Here is an 18077-nt window from a genome sequence, read left to right as displayed (position 1 = left end):
ACCCACCATGGCTGCCGATCCACGCGAGAACCCGGTTTGCGCTCTCCATCGTTCCTTCAAACTGCGTCGCTTCGATCACGACGGGCTTCTTGCGGAATGCTGCCATCTCTCGTCCTCGCTAGGCTGCTTTGGGTTGGGAAGTGGGGGATAGGATCGCGGCCTGAGGGCCTGCCGGCTGGTCCTGATACTTGCCGACGTATGGTTGCTCGGTCGGCGCCTCGAGACGTTCGAACACGATCTGCGCGATCGGCATGCCGCTCTTGAGAATGACGTCGTGCGCGCTGTGGTTGGTCAGCTCGAGCGTGAGGTATCCACGCCAGCCAGGCTCGATGATTGTGTTCTGGACGGTCAGTCCACGACGCGCCCATGTGGACTTGTCACAGACCCGCGCGATCAGGTCGTCTGGCATCCGGAAGTTCTCGAACGTCGATGCCAGGCGGAACGTGCCGCTGACCACCACCATGTCCTCAGCGATGCGGACGTCGTAGCCGGCGGCGCTGAGACCGAACGTCATGCCGGCGTGCTGGGTGCGCTCGTGGAACGGGTGGACGATCGGCTTCTGCGTCTGGCACAGGGCTCGGATGGTCTGGGCTGGAAGGATTGCCATGGTCGGCTCCTAAAAGGGGATCGAATCGTCAAGCTCTATCGAGCGAAGCGGATCGTCGGGTCCGCGCGCTGCGATGACGGTGGCGCCGGGGAATGTCGCCTTTGCCTTGCTGATCTCGGGGAAGGCCTGGATGATCCGGCCGATCTCCTCGAGCGAATAGACGTCGACGCGCCGGCCGCTCGAGGTGACGTGCTGCACGTCGACCATGTCGCGAACGATGGCGACCACGCGCCCGTCATCGAGTGCCGTTTCCCAGACCTGCGGAGCCAGCGGGGCGGCATTCGCCTCGAGGGCGAGGCCGTGGAGCTTCCGCCAGGCTGATGCCATTCGCGCGGTCTCGCGCTCCACGTCCTCAAGGTCGCCTTCCCAGACCGCCTTGTTGAACTTCACCCGCTGGCGGTCGAACTTCTCACGCCATTCGGCATCGACCAGTAGACGAAGCCGCCCCGCTCCCCAGGTTGCATCCATCTCAGCCGCCAGATGATCGACGCCATCGATGTGCGCTCGGCCCTCGAGGTAAACCGCGTTGCCGCGGTTCATCCATTGGGCGCCAGTCATGCGTGGGAGTGGTGAGGCATTCGCCAGAGGCTTGGTCATCACGCCGCACTCCTGCGGGCTGCCCGAACCTTTGGGGACTTGTGCTTGTCACACCGACGGCGGTCGATTTGAAATGACCGCTCAGACCGAACAAACCGAACTGGCGCATCACAAACCGCGCAACCAACTTCCCACGTCAGGAGCTGAATGTGATCACCTGCCTGCGTGATGTAGGGACGCGCGAGAACGCAGGTGAACACCTGCCCCGAGTCGATGACCTGTTCACCGATCATTTAACTTAACCTTTCTTGGTGCCAACTTCTTCTCGGCGGTTTCGATGTCCCGCTGCAGGACGCGCTGTCTGCTCAACAGGCGCTTCCGATCCGTGCGAGCCGCTCCGTGCCGGATAGACAAATCCGTGAGACGATCGAACAACGGGGCGCGGGTTGCCTTCAGGCTATCCGAGAACGGCGCCGCCAGCTGATGAGTCTCGACCAGCCTGTCCTTGATAGCTTTCTCTTCGGCATCGACCGGAGCCAGCCGGCGCTGAAGGATCGCCAATTGCTCAGACAGGTCCGCCAGGATCATTCGCAGCTCCCCGATGTCGTCTGCGTGGGCTGCGTTGGACCGTAAGTCCCCTTGAGTGGGACCACCGACAGGCGGCTGTTCGACCCGCGTCAGCGAGGGCGAACTGACGACGGCGGCGCTAGCCGCGTCGGTGTTCCCTGTAAGGGGACCCAACCTACGAACTTTTGAATCGTTTTTTTCGTAGGTTTCGTACGTTGCTTTTCCATAGAAGGACGCAACTAACGCATCCACGTCTACGGTGACAATTATCTCTCTATATTGATTGTCAGGTAGCCTTTGGAGAAGGACGATTTCACGCATCAATCACCCCCAGGCGGGTGTCGTCGACAATGACACCCTTGGTCCGATTTCGGTTGTTGTCGGTGTGCTCGACTTCTTTCAACTGGCCTGACTTGAACCACGCAGCGAGGATCGCTTTCGCGCGCGCGTCATCACAGCCAACGAAGTTTTTGACGACCTGCCCGACCCAACGGGTCTTTGACTGGGCAAACGGACTGAAGAGGACGCCTGTTGGCTTGCCTTCTTCGTCGACAACCCCACGCGATATCTCATCGAGAGCGTGATTCAGGGTGACAATAGAAATACCATCAAACGGGCCTGGCGGCGACCATGGAACCAATACGCCCACTTCGTCGCTCGGCCTGAGACCCTGGGCGTTCCCGATATCTACAGAAACCTTCTTGAACCATTTCGACTTGCTGGTGATCAGGCTGAGATTTGCCTTCGCGTCGTCGAATCTCACGTACCTGGTTCTGTCTTCAGCCGGGATTTCAAACTTGGAAGCTTCGTCATCTGTCATCGCGAACAGCGTTGCCGCGATACGGGCCGAGTTTACTAGGGCGCCGCCGCCTCGAGCCGCGTCCGCGTCGCCGCCCATGTCCTTGGCGTATTTCTTGGTGTGGTGGACCAGAAGGACCGCTGCGTTCGTGCGTCGGCCGATCTCGCGCCAAATGGCTGCGACCCACTTCATTTCACTGTTCGAGTTTTCTTCGCCTTCGAACGTCTCGGCAAACGGGTCAACGATAATGACGTCGATCTGATGCTGAACAATGGAGGCGACCAACTGCTCAACCAGCGGCATGCGGATCACTGCCTTGGTCTTCGGATCGATCTTCGCGACCACGATACTCTCGGGGTCGTCGGCCAGCAGAACGCGGTCGCCGATGTCTTCTTGGCGAAGATCCATCTCGGATGTCGCAGCTACCATACGGCGGCGCAATTCATCCGTATCGTCCTCCGCGTTGATCACCAGAGTGCGATATGGCCGATCTATCGACCAACCAGCCCACGGCTTGCCACTCCCGAGAGCCATCGCAGTCTGGAGCGTCAGCAGCGACTTACCGACGCCGCCCGGCGCCACGAGGAGGCTGGTGTGCCTTCTAATCAAAAGGCCAGGTACAACCCAAGAGCGCGGAGGAATATCAAGCGCGTTGATTGGGAAGGCCGAAGAAAGAGGAACGGTTGTCTGAACTTCTTCCGGCTGCGCTTCTTGTGCCGGCTGTGCACGAGACCAACCTTGGTTCGCCTGCTTCTTTCTAGACCAGACCTGTAACACCGCGTCTGCGTTTTCGAGCCCACGCAGCTCGCCTCGAGCGAAGCGCTCGAGCGTATAGCGGCACTTCTCGGCGAATTCGTCAGGGCCGCGTCCACCGCGCGTCTCGAGATCGACGTGTTGCTCGTACTGCGGCCAGGCTGCATCGAACAGATCTTGCGCGGACGGCTCGGTGCCGTTCTCGCCGATGAACTCGATCAGGCAGGCGAGTACGGTGTCGCGCATGTAGCGCTCACGCCCGTCCTTGATCTTGGAAGACAGGCCAAGCGAGTTGGTCGAGTGCTGAGCTTCGACACCCGTCACGCTGGCCTCTCCACCGGCTGGAGCGGCGACGGGCGGGAACAGGCGCTTGATGTGGTCGGCGGCATAGGCTTGCTGACCGGGATTGCGGAGCGGCTGGATGCCGGTCGCCTCGATCGTGCGCCCCTCTTTGACGGGCCACGCGATCGATCCTGCCAGGCGCATCACGCGCGATGGGTTGGTCACCGTGGGATCGCCGTTCATGGCTGCCGCGATACCGCGCAGAGCCGCCGGCCACTCGCCAGTGTCGGTGATGACTTCGGAAAGCCGCCACCAGAGCTGCGCGCGGGTGTGTGGTGCCCTGCCCGTCACGACGACCATGGTTGGCTTGGCGTCGCGGTAGATCTCCTTGGCAGCCAGTGCCACACCTGGGTCATCAAGGTCGACATAGAGCGCCGTCAGCGCCCATGCGTCATCGTCCTTGGCTCGACCGAATGGGGCGGTGTGCGGATGCCGCAAGGCGGCGCCGATGTAGACGTTGCACATCGGCGTGGCGTTGAGGCGCGCAGCTTCCTCGACCAGCTCGTCAAGCTGGTCAGTACCGTATAGGCGGGCGTTGCGAAGGCGGTGACGCCCGGACTCGTCGGGCCGGGTATCCGTCCAGGCAAGCTCCACCAGTCCATCCTGGCAGCCGTCGAGAAACCCGCCGAACAGGTGTTCGATGTGGGCCTGCATGGCTGTCGCATCTGGCTGAAGAATTGGCGTGACCACTGCGTTCATTGACCCACCCCCCACTCCGGTTAAGGTGACGGGGCCGCAGCCGGCCCCGCCATGTTGTTGGACGACCCCAGGGCTCAACCGAAGTCGTCAGCTCCTGCCGCGGCAGGCTGCGGTGCCGGCGCAGCAGCCGGGGGAGCTGCGTGCGTGGATCCGGTAGTCGGCGGCGTGGAGGATGCAGCGGAAGCATTGCTTCCGACGGAGGCGGACGGGGCGGGCGGCAGGGCGTCAGAGCGCTCGGTCCAGCCGATGATCTCGAACGTCGGCTTGTAGTTGGTCGATTGGCCGCTCTTGACCGCGGACGTCTTGACCATCTTCACGATCGGAACCTTGCCCTGGGCGGCTTCGGGCGCCGCCATGTAGGCATCATGAAGAGCGTCGATCGCTTCGATCACGCAGCCGGCCGACGAGCCGAATTCACGAGCCGGTCCGCCGCCCATGTTCTTGTGCAGCAGGACGGTGAATTCGAAGCCCTGCTTGAACAGCGGCTTGCCGTCCGAGCCCTTGTCTTCCGGCCGAGCCGGAATAGCCGCCTGGCCAAGAACAACCATGCGCTTGACCGGCCCCTGCGGCGAGTAGTTGACCCAGCCGACGCGGATGTTGGCGAGATCCGCGACGAAGGTGCAGTCCTGGGAAATGTCGACTTCGTTGGATTCGTACTGACCGCTCGAATTCTGCGAACGATCGATCCTGAACATCCGGCCGGCGCGTGCATCGTACTTGATGAACGGCTTGATCTCGCCGGAACCACCACCTGCGCTAATACCGAGGGCCATCGGCCTCTCCTTCTTTGCAACACGCGACGGACAAACCCGCCATCGCTTCGGGATCTCAGACGCCGAACACCTCGAACGCGGCCTGGCGCGCTGCCGGTGGGGCGAAATAGAAGCTCTCGACGTCCGGGCTCACCATGTCGGCGAGCGCTTGCGGATCGGAGGAGACGGAAAGGAAGCGGCGGCAAGCTCGAGCCATCCGCTCGAGGGCGCCCACATGGGCACGCACGTTCTCGAGCTTGTAGACCGCCGACTTTTTGGGCGTGACGTAGGCCAGCCGGGCGTCGAGATTGTCCGAGATGGCGACCGTATAGAGCGCGACCTGGCGCGCGTGCCCCGTCTTGATTTCGGACGACAGGGCGAGCTGCGTCTTCAGGTCAACGATGATGCCGTGGTCCTGCCAGATGAAATCGTAGAAGCCGATGATCGGGACTTCGACACCCTCCACGAACCACTCGACCTTGCCTTGCGTGCTCGAGGGAATGCCGTAGGGACGGAGAGCCAACAGACCTTGTTCGACCAGCCCTGGAAGGGCCTCGGCCTCCTTGTCCTTGCGCGGATCGCCGGAGAGTGCCGTCTTTTGACGGAAGACGCTCTCTGCTTCGGCCACACAGTCCTCGAGTTTGGCGTCGGGATTTAGAAGCCCCATCGCCACGCCGGCCTCGGCAGCCGTGCCGCGGTGCGCGGCAGCACCGACCGGCATGCGCCGCTTCAGCACCTTCTCGAGAACGAACATGGCGGGAGAGGCCGCAAACGTGTTCAGCGTCGAGGGAGACAGGTGCTGGATGTTGTGAGCCGCGAACGGGTTGGTCATGCTGCCACTCCGGCGGCGACGTTGCAGCGCGCGCCCCACAGGGCGATCAGCGCGGCTTCGGCGCGGCCATGGTCCTTCTTGCGGTTGAAGTGGATCAGCGCCTTGTCTGGCCACGTCTGGATGGCGAGCAGCCGGGAAGGCTCCTTCTCGCCGGGGAGCTTGAAGTGCTTCTTCCAGACGGTCGCAGCCACGTAGCTGACCGGGATATGGCGCGCGCCCAAGACACCGTTGATCGTGCCGATGGCCTGACCGAAGCGGAACATGCTCGAGACGCCCTGCCCCGGCATCGCGCCGACACGCTCGACGAAGGCTTCGCTGATCGCGTGGTGATCCAGAACGCCAGCCAGCAGCGGCGCCGAGACCATGCGCTTCTTGCCCTCGCCGACGAGCGGCAGGTCGCCGGTCGAGACAAGAAGGCCATGGCTGTCGATGACAGCCCAGGCGCCTTCTATGCCAGGGTCAATGCCGAGGATAAACGTCATGAGGGCAGCCCCGCACGCTTGCGATCAAGGGCTGACCTACCGGCTGGTGGATCGCCCATGAGGATGCCGAACGGCGTGAGGCCAAGGTGACTTGCTACCGCGCGCTGCACCTCAGCATTCGGAAGGATGTGCGCGTCGAACTTTCGGCCACGTCGGTCCGTTTTGTTGCCGGCGCGACGCTGTTCGGCACGCTTGTCGCCTTTGGCGCGGGCACGATTGACAACGGCACGGATCCAGTCCTCGCATGGGGCGTGGACGGCATCTGCGATTTCCCGTGTCCTGGCGCCGCTGGCCCACATGTTGAGGATCGTCTCGCGACGCTCGAGCTGATGGTCAATGCCCGTCGCTTTCATCGACCTTCTCCTCGTCCTTCTTCAGCCAGGGAGCTATCCGGAATGCCAGCGCGGCGCGCTTGGTCGATGACCGGAGCAAGGCGTTCGCGATAAAATTCCGGATCGCCCGATTGATCGGTGAGATTGAGGTAGCTCGCGAGTTGCGCAGCGAGGATGTCGCGTTCATGCCGGGCCCGAGCCTCCGTGGTGGTGTTGTATTTTTCGATGGATCCTCGGATCACGTCGGCCAGATCAGCGGGGACACGCTTGATCTTCTTCCAGCGAAGTCGTTCGATGACGGTGACAGACAGCCCGCTCAGGCGTGCAGCAATCGCATTCGCCTCGTCAGCATTGCGACCTGCCGCGCCGAGGAACCGCACCCCGATCGACATCTCTTTTCGGATAGCCTCAACCCTTTGCATTTCTTCCTCGCGCCGTGAGTTTGATTCGTTGCGCCGTGAGATTTCCGTCATCTGCCAATCCCTTTGATTCATGTTCGGAGTTGCGAGATCCGAACTTGAACAAGCAGAGATTGGCGGGAGACCGGACAGATGAGCGGTGACCCAAGAAGCCCACCAACTTCGAGAACAACCTGAGAGCCGGGCGTTTCCAGGAGAGTTGCGCACGCCCGGCCCTCAGATCAGCGTCGTTTCCGACGCGGACGGGGATGGATTTGTTTCGCTCGGAGCACTGGCTGCCAAACTGGTCCAGCGCTTGGCGCTCAAGCGAGCGGAGAGGGTGTAGTGCCCCAGCCGGGGAGGAGGTCGGCTGGGGCACCCGCGTATTGCCGAGGGGCGGGAGGAAGTACCGCTCGGCAATCTGGAATGAGGTGGCGTCCGGAGCCGAACCGAGTTTCCCCGGTTCGGCATCCGTGACGGCTTCGAGCGCTTGGGCGGAATGCAATAGCCCCGCTTTCGCAGGCCCTGACTGGCCCCGCCCACGCAGCGCTCGCGTGTTTGCCCTGTTCGACGTCCTGAACCCAGGGGGTCTCTGGCTAGTCAGGGGAAGAAGTGCGGTCATCGGTTGATCACCCAAGACAGGACGACAAAGCCGATGATCGCAGTTACGGCGACAAACGCCTCGGGCCAGCTCATTGCCACCCTCCATGCACATGCTCGTGCTGGTCGTCGGAGTGACGCTGTTCGGCGGCTGCAAGGGCGTTCACGCCAATGCGGATCATGACGTAGCCGAAGCAGGCGGCGATGAGGGCTAGGGCGAGGAAGACGAAGGTCATGCGCGCCTCCGGCTGAGAAGCACCTCAACGAAGTCGCTGATAATCAATGCTGCGCAAGCAGCCAGCCAACCGTTCTGCCAGCCCGTGGGCGCAGTGAGGTCCATCAAGATGACGGCGGCGCAGAGAACAAGGAGACGGGGAGTGATCATGACGCCCTCGCCTGTTCGGCCGCGGATGCGATGAAGCGCTCAACCCGTTCGCGTGTGCTCTTCCGGGGCTCTCGCCCGTTCCGAAGCTGGAACACGAACAGAGGGTCGTTGGCGGCCTCTTTGCCGAAGCGGGTCGGGGGCCAGTTACGGTCCCGGATGAATTGCTCGACTGAGGATTTGAAGGCGTCGATTTCGCTCATAGGCCACTTATAATAGGCCTATTCCTATAACGCAAGAGGCGAAATCCTATTCGCCATATCCTATTTTGCCGGATACCGCTTTGCGTATGGATGCTGTGCGCGCGCTCATTAAGCAGATGCTGATCGACCGGGGGATGAATTCCGCCGAGCTGTCGCGCGCGATCGGCCGAAACCATGCCTACATCCAGCAGTTCCTCACCCGGAACATCCCTGCAAAGCTACCGGAGGATGTGCGGTCGAGGGTTGCCGAAGCTCTTGGCGTCGATGAGGTAGCACTCGGTGCAGCCCCTTCGCGCAGAGAGCCCAGGGAAGATTTCGGACGACCTACAATCCTAGTCCCAGAGCGTGATGTCCGAGCTTCGGCCGGGCCGGGCACCTTTATCGAGGAAGAGAGCGTCGTCGGGCAGTGGCCCTTCCCTCGCGCCTATATCAACGAGGTGCTGGCGCTCCGTTCCGGCGACCTGAGCCTGATCGATGTGCGCGGCGACAGCATGGAGCCGACGCTAAAGTCAGGCGACAAGGTGATGGTCGACCACGGCGACACTGCAGTCAGCCAAGGTGGCGTCTTTGCTATCTTTGATGGCCATGCGACCGTCGTGAAAAGGGTCGAAACCATTCCTGGCTCCGACCCACTCGAATTAATGCTGATCAGCGACAATCCCAAGCACAACAGCTATCCGGTTAAGGCCGAACTGATTTCGGTGGCCGGCCGCGTTGTCTGGTACGGCCGGCGCCTCTAGTCAGGTCAGCCCGGCTAAATCCCGGATCAGCGCGGCCGGCACCGGGCCGTGCTTCGCGATGACAACCGGATCTCCGTAGATATCGAATTCAGGGTCGCATCGCCGCGAGAAGGCGACGACCATATGGCGCTTCTGCGCCAGCGCCTCAGCTAGGCGTTCGGCCTGCCCGCGGTCCTTCGCCACCTGCGGGGCGTCCGGGGTAATCTTCCCATTCTCTGTCAGCCCAAACGACTGAACGGCGTACACAACCTTACTCGTCATCTCCGATCTCCATCGCTGCGGATGCGTCAGACTGACTCAGGCGAAGAGAACAAATCAAGAACAAATTGACAAATGGTTAACGACCTGAGTCGACCAATCGAATCGAGAATAGGAGAAAAATGCTCTCGTAGGATAATTCCTATTGACGAGGGTGTAGGACTATTCCTATAACAGGTCATCAGCGAAGACAAAGCGTGTCGAGCTGAGGTTCGGCCCGCCGCAGAGGAGGCCACCATGTGATCAGTGCCCGGAACACCGGGGAGGATGGCCGGGCTTCAATCCCACCCTCCCCATCAGCACCCACCAAGCCGATGAGGGACCGACGTGGATACCCCCAAGCTCGAATTCCGCAACCATGGCCCCGAACGTCTCTTCGGGACGCACAACGACTTCCTGCTAGCCGCTAACGCCGGCCCTGACGCATGGCACCTGCCGTTCGCAGCCTCCATCGGCACCCGGTACGGCGGGTATCTGAACGCGAACCTCTCCATCGAGCAGGCCCGCCAGATGCACTCGTGGCTGGGCAAGGCGCTGGCTCAGGCCGACGCCGAGACGGAGGCTGCGTGATGGCCGAGCATAAGCACACGCCGGGGCCTTGGGTTTGGCGCGGGAAAAGCGGTTCGCTGCATCAGGTTGGAGAAGAGCCGTATCGCTTCGGGAAGACGGTGTTGGCGCCAACCTATGGCTACGAGGCGGGGGCAGAAACAGAAGTCAGCGACCCCGATGCTTGCCTGATCGCGGCTGCGCCTGATCTGCTGAAGGCTTGCCAAGCCGTCGCGGACGTCTGCGCGGACGACAGTGAGCGCCGCATGGCATCCGATGGGTATACGGCGCTTGAGTTGGTTCTCGCCGCCATCGCCAAGGCCACCGGGGAGGCTGCAGCATGAGCACGCACCTCGACTACACGGTCACGCTCTCTGACTGCGGCGCCGTCGTGTTCCCTGACGTGGAGTGCGAGCTGGCCATCTCGACCGAGATTTCGTCGGCTGATTTCGACATCTCCGTCACCTCGGTGGTCGTCAACGACGTCGACCTGCTCCAGAGCCATGACCCAGCCTTCAAGCGTCTGGGAGTGATGATCGCCGAGAAGGCCGAGACCGACGAGTGGGTCATCGAGCAGATGATGGCGAGCGAGAACATCGTCTACGTCGGCCTCGGTGGCAACGACCCCGATGGCCACTATGAGGTGGCAGCATGACGGAGCGCGTTGAAGACGGCGGGCCGGCCGTCTGCGCACGGTGCGATGACGCTGCCAGTCACTACCAAGGGCACCAATGGCTTTGCCCAAAGCATTACCGGTTCGGGCAAATGCGAGCTTTAGCAAAGCGTCGCGGAAAGCTCGTTCCTTCTCATGAAGATCTGCACTCGCTCGTCCCGAACGGGATGAGATGCCCTGACTGTAACGCCGCCATGAACTGACTAGCCAGAGACGGCCAGACTTTCACGGCGACACTGCAGCATTACCGTGACGGGACTTTCGGCATTGTTTGTCGCTCGTGCAACACGCGGCACGCCTACTCCCCTGGCGACAGTTTTCGCGACGCCCCGAGGCATCACAAGTTCTGCCCAAAGTGCGAGCAGTTCCGCCCGTTCTCGGACTACGCGGCAGACAACAGTCGAAGTGGCCCGATGAAACTCAAGAGCTGGTGCAAGCCGTGCTCGCACACCGCCCACACCCAATGGAGGCTCAACAATCGTGACCACTACAATGCGAAACAACGAGAGCATCGTGCCCGTCGCGCTGGCTGACCTCCGGGACTGGTTCGCCGGACAGGCGTTGGCTGGCATGGCAACTGGCGCCGGTTTCCAAGGTGCCCCTTGGGAGAAGCTCGCCATAGACGCCTACGGGTTCGCCGACGCCATGCTTGCCGCCCGCGCCCGCCAGATGGGCCTCGATGTAGGGGGCGCAAATGGGTGAGCAGTCATACGGAACCGATATCGCGCCAGCACGCCGGATCCACGACATGGTGGCCGAGTACGAGAGCAAGATGGCTTCGCTGCCAGAAGCAATATCGTCCTTCCTGGAAGCTGGGAGCGCCTTGAAGTCGGCCGCGTGCGTTGGCGGTGAATGGGGTGATGAGCGCATCGAAACCGGCAGCGCGTCGGAACATATCTTAGCGCGCAGCCTCCGCCGCTCGGCATGGAAGAACGTTTGGAAAGCGCTGCGCCTGCCGGAAATAGCCAGCGCCAAGGACAAGCAGTCGTTTGAGCGGGCGTTGGCAGATCCTCCACCGTTCGACCTCGACACCGTCCGCGCCACCTTCTGGCCCTACCTCGAAAATCCGCGCCTTACCATCCTACGCGGTTTGGCTGAGGTCTTCGCGGACCTGGACCCGGCTTACAAGAGCCACGAGAAGGTGAAGATTGGCGTCAAAGGGCTGCCTAAGCGGATCATCCTCAGCAACCTAGGGATCGGCGGGTGGGGCCGCGACAGACTGCGCGACATCCTCAACGCGCTCGCCTCCTACCAAGGCAAGCCACTACTCGACTATGCTGAGCTCCAGCTGCTCTTGCAGGATGGCGACGCCCTCAAGGAAGGGGGCACCTTCCCACACCCACACAACAGTCCCTATCGGCAGGATACGTTTACTGTCATCGGCCGCGGCGTCTGGCTTCGCCGGTTCCATAACGGCAATGGCCACCTATTCTTCGGCAACGAGGCCCTGCGCGACATCAACATGGCGCTCGCCGAGTTCTATGGTGACGTCCTGCCCGATTGCCACGAAGAGGTAGACCGTCCGGTGCCACGCGCCAGCACGGCGGTCGCTAGGGATTTGCAGTACTACCCGACCCCTGTCGCGGTCGTGGAGCGCGTTCTGGCCGACATCTACCTCAAGCCTGGCATCCGCGCTCTGGAGCCCTCCTGCGGCTGCGGCCGTTTCCTGGATGGCCTGAAAGCCGCAGGCGTCGATGCGATCGGGATCGAGGTCGACCCCGCGCGGGCGGCCGAGGCGCGCGCCAAGGGGCACGCGGTCATGGCGGCGAACTTCCTGGAAGTTCCGCCCAGCGGGGAGCCGTTCGATCTCGTCGTGATGAACCCGCCGTTCTACGGGCGCCACTACGAGAAGCATGTCCGGCACGCCGTCAGGTTCCTGAAGCCGGGCGGGCAGATCGTCGCCGTCCTCCCCGCCACAGCACGCTACGACCACGGCCTGCTGGACGACCTCCGGCCCGACTGGCACGACCTCCCTGTCGGCTCGTTCGCCGAAAGCGGAACCCGCGTCTGCACCACCGTAGCCAAGATAAGGATCGCAGCATGACCCGCTCCACCCTTCTCTCCTGGCTGGCAGATGCGCCTGCTGCGTCCGTGTATCTGGCGGTGATCTGCATCGCTATCGCAGCCGCATGGGGGTGGAAGGCTCACCCGACCTCCTTCTCCTTCGATGCTCCCGCCCTCGAACAGGAAGGGCGCTGAGCATGGCGGACGACTACTGCCTTGTCTGCGGTCAACCGCTCACCTGGGCGCACGATCACCAGCCGGACCTATCCGGCTTGGATGATGGCCCGCCGCTCGGCCGCAAACCCTACACGAGAACCGCCCCGCCCAAGTCGGCCGACGAAATCCGCGAGATCCGCGCCCGCGCATGGGAAACCCGCCGCGCCAAGTATGGCCAACATGGACACCGCTAACATGACGACCGCAATTGAGCCGAGCGCCGAGGAGATCGAGCTGAAGCCGTGCCCGTTCTGCGGCGAGCACTTGGTGCATAGTCCCGATCTATCGACCCGGACCAGCAAGATCTTCGTACACCCGGAGACCGCGCATTACTGCGTAGTCGAGCACGTCATGATCAGCACCGCCGGCGGTGGACATCGTGTGGTCGCTTGGAACCGCCGCGCCGAGGTAGTGGGGGAGCCCGCGCCCCAACTATCCGGAAATACCGGAGAGTTGCCCGCGCCAGCCGTGGCGGTGCCGGAGGGGTGGAAGCTTGCCCCCTTGCTTCCCACTGTTGAGATGCAACAGGCTTACTACGCGGCAGTCGACGAGGGCTTTGTGAAGGGCTATGTCGCCGCCCTCGCCGCCGCGCCCGAGCCTCCCGCCACCCGGAGCGAAGAGCCGTTCGGATACACCACCGAAGGCTGGATCGACACGGCGAAGCGCAAACTGGGCTGCGGGTCATTCTGGATTGAACCTTCGGGCGGCCCGACTGAAGTCGCCCTGTACCGGAGCCCTCCCGCCACCCGCCACGAAGCCGAGATCCGCAATGAGAGGATCGAGATTGACGAGCGACTTTTCTGGTTCCTGTCGATCCTTGCTGGAATGAGGGGCCGAACAGAGGTTCTGGACCGTCCTTATGAGTGGCTGGCCAGCTTCTGCGACGACCGACCGAGCGGTAGCGATACGTTCAACCTCGCCATCGAGCGAGGGTTCATGACCTCATACTACGATGGGGACCGCGACCACGGGGAGGCGATCATTACGGAGGCGGGCCGACAATTCGTTGAAAACGCCACCGCCATCCGCGCGCTGAAGGAGCCCGGCGATGAGCACTGAAGCATGGGAGAGGGTCCCCCTGAAGCGAGACCCGGGCCCGTACGAGACACGTGCCCTGTGGGGCATCATGAATCCGTATGGTTCGCTATGGACCGACCAAGCGTTCGAATCGCCCGCAGAAGCCGAGAGCTACCTCCGCAACTTCTGGAAGGACATCTCGAAGGCCAGCCTCTCGAAGTTCCGCATTGTCCTCGTCCGCAGATCGATCACGCTGGAGGTCGAGGATGGCCAGATCACGGTCGCCCCGCTCCGCGCCCGCATAGAGCAGATGAAGGAGCCGCAGACATGAGCGAGTGGCAGCCTATAGAGTCCGCGCCGAGGAAGGGCAAGTTCTTCGCCCTCAATCATGATGGCGAGATCTGGGTAGCGCGTTTCGGCTCGGGCGACCAGCTCAACTATCGAACCAACCACCTCCACACGCCACGAAGCTTTCAGTATGTGCAGGTCGGCAACGAGATGCTCCTACGCGAGGATGAGGCTTATGCCGAGGCGGAGGAGCGGTGGTCCAGTGAGTGGACAATCTGGTCGAGGCTGTACGAGTTCAAGCCGACCCATTGGGCACCGATACCGCCCCTCCCCGCCCCGCCGACTGCGGCAAAGGAGTAAGAGGATGAGCGAGAATTCGACGCCATGGACCTCCCGTGATTTTGACGACGACAGCGACGAGGGCGGCCTGTCCATCGCCGACTTCTGCCAATCCGTCGCAACGTGGTCATGCATGCAACTTCGCAGCGTCTCGGTTGCGGAGGCGGCGCTAGCCTTCAACACCACGCCAGATGTGGTGCAGCACGCGATCAATGAGCATGGAGGGTTCTACCTCTACCTCATTGGCGACGACGCGGACCCGACCGAGCAGTTCATCGAGCACGACGGAGAATGACCATGGCGGCAAACAACGTTGGCAAGGGTCATCTCCGCGCCAATCCCGCCGGCATTCCAGTGCAGGAGGGATGATGGCCCTTTCCCGACAATTGCCCATTCTTGTCGAGGCGGTTCAGTACGGGCAACCGGGAGCGGCCTCCAAACGCTGGGGGCCATCAAAGGAGTTGCGAAAGTTCCTCGAAGCTGGAGGGAGCGGGCTCGTTACATGCGAGGGCGGGATCATTATCCAGTCGATGCGGGAGTGCCGATACGCGCGCCCCGGAGACTGGATTGTCAAAGGGGTGGACGGGGAATTCCGGCCTCTGAAGCCAGAAGACTTTGAGGCTGCTCATGAGCCGGCCGGCATCGAAGTGAGAGAGGGATGATGGGAGCTGCAGTATACTCGTCGTCAACGCTCGCTCGAGAGTGGGGCTGCTCGGAGCGCCATGTGCGCAATTTGGTAGCGCGGGGTGAGCTTCGTGCGTTTCGTCTCGGCGGGAAACTGCTCAGGATTCCGGCCGACGCCGTGGAGGAATTTCAATGCCGGAATACGACATCGGGCGATATCGAGGTGAACTCTGTCTTGTCTTCCGCGTCGACGGAAAGCGAAGGCGTTACACGCTTGGAACCGCTGACGCGAGCGAGGCTGAACGGCTTGCGCCAGCGCTCTACGCGCAGCTGACTAGGCCGCTGGGAAAGACCGTCCAGGAACTGTGGAACGCCTACCGGGCAGACAAGGACGGTCGTGCCGTTCTGGTGACCATGAAATTCACCTGGAAGGCTCTTGAAGCCCGCTTTGGGAAGATGTCCGGCGAAGACATCACGATCGAGGACTGCCGCGCACATACGGATTCACGACGCCGCGATGGGATCAAGGACGGCACAATCCACACGGAACTGGGGCACCTTCGGATGGTCCTGCTCTGGGCCGAGAAGCACAAACTGATTGATCGCGCGCCCTCGATTGAACGACCGTCCAAGCCGGCGCCGAAGGAAGCGCACCTATCACGAGACGAAGCCAGAGATCTGATCAACGCGGCGACGACACCGCACATGCGCCTATACATCATCCTCGGTCTGGGAACGGGGGCGCGGACGAGTGCGCTCCTGCAACTAACATGGGACCGATGCGACTTCGTGCGCGGGATGATCGACTTACGGAATCCGTTGGTCACCACGCCCCATAAGGGCCGAGCGATTGTTCCGATGAACCGGACGGTCAGGGCGGCACTGCAAGAGGCTCGTGCCGGCGCGCTGTCGCCATACGTTATTGAGTGGGCAGGCCGGCCTGTCGTCTCGATCAAGACCGGCATTCACTCCGCAGCGAGAGCGGCCGGCCTCCCGATGGTGACGCCGCACATGCTTCGCCACTCAGCGGCGGTGCATATGGCCGAGGCCGGGATTTCGATGGAGGAGATTGCCCAGTTCCTCGGGCACAGCAACGTGAACGTGACGCGGAAGGTCTATGCGCGCTTCTCGCCGAACCACCTGCGAACCGCTGCTTCAGCCCTCGAATTCGACGATCTAGGTTCAGTGAACCAAAAGCCCACTACGTCGAAGGCTGGCTAAGTATTTGATTTAGTAGAAGAAGGATGGTGGGCGTGACAGGGATTGAACCTGTGACCCCTACGATGTCAACGTAGTGCTCTCCCGCTGAGCTACACGCCCATCCTTTTCGTCGCGACCGGCGGGACCGGCGGCGTGAGCGAGGGTATACAGGGCGATTTCCGAAGCTTCAAGCCTCGTTTTTCGACCCTGTTGAAAACTCCTCAGGCGGCCAGCAGCCGCTCCACCTCGTTGACGAGGTCGCGCAGGTGGAACGGCTTCGACAGCACCTTGGCATCCTTGGGCGCGTTCGAATCCGGATTGAGCGCGACGGCGGCGAAGCCGGTGATGAACATCACCTTCAGGTCGGGGTCGAGTTCGGTGGCGCGGCGGGCCAGTTCGATGCCGTCCATCTCCGGCATGACGATGTCGGTCAGGAGCAGGGTGAAGGGCTCTTCGCGGATGCGCTCATAGGCGCTGCGGCCATTGTCGAAGGACACGACATCATAGCCGGCATTCTGCAGCGCCTTCGCCAGAAAGCGGCGCATGTCGTTGTCGTCTTCGGCAAGCAGGATGCGGTTCATCAGGAAATCCATGGCTGGACGGTCGATCTCGTTCGCCAGCGGGACCGGGGACAACTGGTCGGCGGTGCGGCGCTTGGCGATTGGGTTCTTGGCGATTTGGTTATTGAATTACGGCTGAACGAAGTAAAGATCGGGTGAATGGCGCGAAACTTCGCTGCCCGAACCGCTCCGGACGACATAAGCTGGCCTCCTTCGTATGGAATCGGGGCCCGCCCGCCGCAACTTCAAGGAGAACGACCATCGACGCCGCGCCGGATTTCGAGAATGCGCTGCCCTTCGAGGTTGTGGCCCCGGCCGAGCAGCGCATTCCCTTCGTGTTCAATTCGCCGCATAGCGGCCGCGTCTATCCGACCGCCTTCCTGGAGGCGTCGAAGCTCGACGAGCGGACGCTGCGCCGATCGGAAGACACGTTCGTCGACGAGTTGTTCGCCTCGGTCGTGCCGCTCGGCGCGCCGCTGATGCGCGCGCATTTCCCGCGCGCCTGGCTGGACGTGAACCGCGAGCCCTACGAGCTCGATCCGCGCATGTTCGAGGGCGACCTGCCGCCCTATGCCAATATCCGCTCGCTGCGGGTCGCAGGCGGCCTCGGCACCATCGCCCGCGTCGTCTCGGAGAACGTCGAGATCTATGCCGAGCCGATGCCGGTGGCCGAGGCGCTGCTCCGGATCGAGACGATCTACAAGCCGTATCACGAGCGGCTGCGCCAGACGCTGGCGACGACGCATGAGCGCTTCGGCTATTGCGTGCTGGTCGATTGCCATTCGATGCCGTCCACGGTGCGGACCCTGCCCGGGCGGGCGCGGGCCGACATCGTGCTGGGCGACCGCTACGGCACCAGCTGCGCGACGGAGATATCGGAAGCCGCCTATGCGCTCCTGACCGACGCCGGCTATGCCGTCGCCCGCAACAAGCCCTATGCCGGCGGCTTCATCACCGAGCATTACGGCCGGCCGGGCCGCGGCCTGCATGCGCTGCAGATTGAGATCAATCGCGGTCTCTACATGAACGAGCGGACGCTGCAGCCGAATGCCGGCTATGACCGGCTCGCCGCCGACCTGGCGAACTTCGCAGCCGCGCTGTCGAGCCTGCCCGACGCGCCGTTCTATCCGCTCGCCGAGGCGGCCGAATAGGCCGACCGGAACGGAAAGCCCGAACGGATCGACGCTACGCTGCGGACAGAAAAAAGGGCCGCTCGTCAAACGAGGCGGCCCAAGTCTAGGGAGGAAACGCCCAAGAAGGGCAGCGGTAGATCGACGCCAATCGATGTACCGCACCGCAATAAGTTGCGCTTGCACTGCAAAAAGAT

At 62.4% G+C, this 18077-nt stretch carries 26 protein-coding genes, 1 tRNA gene and 1 pseudogene; 15 read left to right on the top strand and 13 right to left on the bottom strand.

Annotated elements, in window-relative coordinates; all coding sequences use genetic code 11:
• Nucleotides 1–118 precede the first annotated feature (118 nt).
• From dcd to WFK98_RS26525, 10 genes are all read right to left on the bottom strand, one after another.
• A complete protein-coding gene (dcd, locus tag WFK98_RS26570; protein ID WP_336802410.1) occupies nucleotides 119–607 on the bottom strand; it encodes a dCTP deaminase in 489 nt (162 codons plus the stop codon).
• A 9-nt stretch (nucleotides 608–616) separates the two neighbouring features.
• Entirely contained in the window at nucleotides 617–1204 is a 588-nt protein-coding gene (locus WFK98_RS26565; protein ID WP_336802409.1) for a hypothetical protein, read from the bottom strand.
• 222 nt (nucleotides 1205–1426) lie between these two features.
• On the bottom strand, nucleotides 1427–2032 hold the full coding sequence (locus tag WFK98_RS26560) for a hypothetical protein (protein ID WP_336802408.1): 606 nt from the start codon (nucleotides 2030–2032) through the stop codon (nucleotides 1427–1429).
• Nucleotides 2025–4304, bottom strand: a complete 2280-nt coding sequence (locus tag WFK98_RS26555; RefSeq protein ID WP_336802407.1) for an AAA family ATPase — start codon at nucleotides 4302–4304, stop codon at nucleotides 2025–2027. The genes WFK98_RS26560 and WFK98_RS26555 overlap by 8 nt, the downstream gene beginning before the upstream one ends.
• A 74-nt stretch (nucleotides 4305–4378) precedes the next feature.
• Nucleotides 4379–5077: a hypothetical protein gene (locus WFK98_RS26550; RefSeq protein ID WP_336802406.1), complete on the bottom strand. Its 699-nt coding sequence runs from the start codon at nucleotides 5075–5077 to the stop codon at nucleotides 4379–4381.
• A 55-nt stretch (nucleotides 5078–5132) separates the two neighbouring features.
• Nucleotides 5133–5888 carry a PD-(D/E)XK nuclease family protein gene (locus WFK98_RS26545; RefSeq protein WP_336802405.1) on the bottom strand — a complete coding sequence of 252 codons (756 nt, stop codon included), beginning with the start codon at nucleotides 5886–5888 and terminating at the stop codon, nucleotides 5133–5135.
• The gene (locus WFK98_RS26540; RefSeq protein WP_336802404.1) at nucleotides 5885–6370 is read right to left on the bottom strand and encodes a hypothetical protein; all 486 of its coding nucleotides are present in this window, start codon (nucleotides 6368–6370) and stop codon (nucleotides 5885–5887) included. The genes WFK98_RS26545 and WFK98_RS26540 overlap by 4 nt, the downstream gene beginning before the upstream one ends.
• Nucleotides 6367–6723 carry a hypothetical protein gene (locus tag WFK98_RS26535; protein ID WP_336802403.1) on the bottom strand — a complete coding sequence of 119 codons (357 nt, stop codon included), beginning with the start codon at nucleotides 6721–6723 and terminating at the stop codon, nucleotides 6367–6369. Before WFK98_RS26535 ends, WFK98_RS26540 begins: the two co-directional genes overlap by 4 nt.
• Nucleotides 6720–7175: a hypothetical protein gene (locus WFK98_RS26530; protein WP_336802402.1), complete on the bottom strand. Its 456-nt coding sequence runs from the start codon at nucleotides 7173–7175 to the stop codon at nucleotides 6720–6722. The genes WFK98_RS26535 and WFK98_RS26530 overlap by 4 nt, the downstream gene beginning before the upstream one ends.
• Nucleotides 7176–7792: 617 nt before the next feature.
• On the bottom strand, nucleotides 7793–7936 hold the full coding sequence (locus WFK98_RS26525; RefSeq protein ID WP_336802401.1) for a hypothetical protein: 144 nt from the start codon (nucleotides 7934–7936) through the stop codon (nucleotides 7793–7795).
• Between the two features lie 435 nt (nucleotides 7937–8371).
• Here WFK98_RS26525 and WFK98_RS26520 point away from each other — a divergent pair, with 435 nt between their 5' ends.
• Nucleotides 8372–9025: a S24 family peptidase gene (locus tag WFK98_RS26520; RefSeq protein ID WP_336802414.1), complete on the top strand. Its 654-nt coding sequence runs from the start codon at nucleotides 8372–8374 to the stop codon at nucleotides 9023–9025.
• Here the strand turns inward: WFK98_RS26520 and WFK98_RS26515 are convergent, their stop codons facing one another.
• The gene (locus tag WFK98_RS26515) at nucleotides 9026–9286 is read right to left on the bottom strand and encodes a hypothetical protein (protein ID WP_336802400.1); all 261 of its coding nucleotides are present in this window, start codon (nucleotides 9284–9286) and stop codon (nucleotides 9026–9028) included. It abuts the gene before it with no gap.
• Nucleotides 9287–9610: 324 nt separating this feature from the next.
• Between WFK98_RS26515 and WFK98_RS26510 the strand changes: the two genes are divergently transcribed.
• The 13 genes and pseudogenes from WFK98_RS26510 (at nucleotide 9611) to WFK98_RS26455 (ending at nucleotide 16211) form a co-directional block, all read left to right on the top strand.
• Nucleotides 9611–9853 carry a hypothetical protein gene (locus WFK98_RS26510; protein WP_336802399.1) on the top strand — a complete coding sequence of 81 codons (243 nt, stop codon included), beginning with the start codon at nucleotides 9611–9613 and terminating at the stop codon, nucleotides 9851–9853.
• Entirely contained in the window at nucleotides 9853–10173 is a 321-nt protein-coding gene (locus WFK98_RS26505) for a hypothetical protein (RefSeq protein WP_336802398.1), read from the top strand. Before WFK98_RS26510 ends, WFK98_RS26505 begins: the two co-directional genes overlap by 1 nt.
• Nucleotides 10170–10484: a hypothetical protein gene (locus WFK98_RS26500; RefSeq protein WP_336802397.1), complete on the top strand. Its 315-nt coding sequence runs from the start codon at nucleotides 10170–10172 to the stop codon at nucleotides 10482–10484. Before WFK98_RS26505 ends, WFK98_RS26500 begins: the two co-directional genes overlap by 4 nt.
• 498 nt (nucleotides 10485–10982) lie before the next feature.
• On the top strand, nucleotides 10983–11204 hold the full coding sequence (locus WFK98_RS26495; protein WP_336802396.1) for a hypothetical protein: 222 nt from the start codon (nucleotides 10983–10985) through the stop codon (nucleotides 11202–11204).
• Nucleotides 11197–12546 (top strand): DUF4942 domain-containing protein, encoded by a 1350-nt coding sequence (locus WFK98_RS26490; protein WP_336802395.1) that lies wholly within the window; start codon nucleotides 11197–11199, stop codon nucleotides 12544–12546. Before WFK98_RS26495 ends, WFK98_RS26490 begins: the two co-directional genes overlap by 8 nt.
• Nucleotides 12543–12701, top strand: a complete 159-nt coding sequence (locus WFK98_RS26485; RefSeq protein ID WP_336802394.1) for a hypothetical protein — start codon at nucleotides 12543–12545, stop codon at nucleotides 12699–12701. Before WFK98_RS26490 ends, WFK98_RS26485 begins: the two co-directional genes overlap by 4 nt.
• Nucleotides 12702–12703: 2 nt before the next feature.
• Nucleotides 12704–12916 (top strand): hypothetical protein, encoded by a 213-nt coding sequence (locus tag WFK98_RS26480; protein ID WP_336802393.1) that lies wholly within the window; start codon nucleotides 12704–12706, stop codon nucleotides 12914–12916.
• Nucleotide 12917: 1 nt separating this feature from the next.
• Nucleotides 12918–13781, top strand: coding sequence for a hypothetical protein (locus tag WFK98_RS26475; RefSeq protein WP_336802392.1), 864 nt, complete (start codon nucleotides 12918–12920; stop codon nucleotides 13779–13781).
• Nucleotides 13771–14070: a hypothetical protein gene (locus tag WFK98_RS26470; protein ID WP_336802391.1), complete on the top strand. Its 300-nt coding sequence runs from the start codon at nucleotides 13771–13773 to the stop codon at nucleotides 14068–14070. Before WFK98_RS26475 ends, WFK98_RS26470 begins: the two co-directional genes overlap by 11 nt.
• The gene (locus WFK98_RS26465) at nucleotides 14067–14387 is read left to right on the top strand and encodes a hypothetical protein (RefSeq protein WP_336802390.1); all 321 of its coding nucleotides are present in this window, start codon (nucleotides 14067–14069) and stop codon (nucleotides 14385–14387) included. The genes WFK98_RS26470 and WFK98_RS26465 overlap by 4 nt, the downstream gene beginning before the upstream one ends.
• 4 nt (nucleotides 14388–14391) lie before the next feature.
• A complete protein-coding gene (locus tag WFK98_RS26460) occupies nucleotides 14392–14661 on the top strand; it encodes a hypothetical protein (RefSeq protein WP_336802389.1) in 270 nt (89 codons plus the stop codon).
• Between the two features lie 363 nt (nucleotides 14662–15024).
• Nucleotides 15025–15168, top strand: a pseudogene (locus tag WFK98_RS27420) (helix-turn-helix domain-containing protein); the annotation flags it as partial.
• 14 nt (nucleotides 15169–15182) lie between these two features.
• Nucleotides 15183–16211: a tyrosine-type recombinase/integrase gene (locus WFK98_RS26455; protein ID WP_336802388.1), complete on the top strand. Its 1029-nt coding sequence runs from the start codon at nucleotides 15183–15185 to the stop codon at nucleotides 16209–16211.
• Between the two features lie 24 nt (nucleotides 16212–16235).
• Here the strand turns inward: WFK98_RS26455 and WFK98_RS26450 are convergent.
• Nucleotides 16236–16310: transfer RNA gene (locus WFK98_RS26450), tRNA-Val, on the bottom strand.
• A gap of 101 nt (nucleotides 16311–16411) precedes the next feature.
• Complete coding sequence (gene cpdR, locus WFK98_RS26445; protein WP_244670002.1) at nucleotides 16412–16774, bottom strand: cell cycle two-component system response regulator CpdR; 363 nt, start codon at nucleotides 16772–16774, stop codon at nucleotides 16412–16414.
• Between the two features lie 236 nt (nucleotides 16775–17010).
• Between cpdR and WFK98_RS26440 the strand changes: the two genes are divergently transcribed.
• Nucleotides 17011–17901 carry an N-formylglutamate amidohydrolase gene (locus tag WFK98_RS26440; protein WP_442907484.1) on the top strand — a complete coding sequence of 297 codons (891 nt, stop codon included), beginning with the start codon at nucleotides 17011–17013 and terminating at the stop codon, nucleotides 17899–17901.
• Nucleotides 17902–18077 lie beyond the last annotated feature (176 nt).

The sequence above is a fragment of the Kaistia sp. MMO-174 genome, assembly GCF_037147815.1.
Lineage (GTDB): Bacteria > Pseudomonadota > Alphaproteobacteria > Rhizobiales > Kaistiaceae > Kaistia > Kaistia nematophila.
Note: the sequence above shows the minus strand (reverse complement) of the source record. Positions and strands in the feature narration are given on the sequence as shown.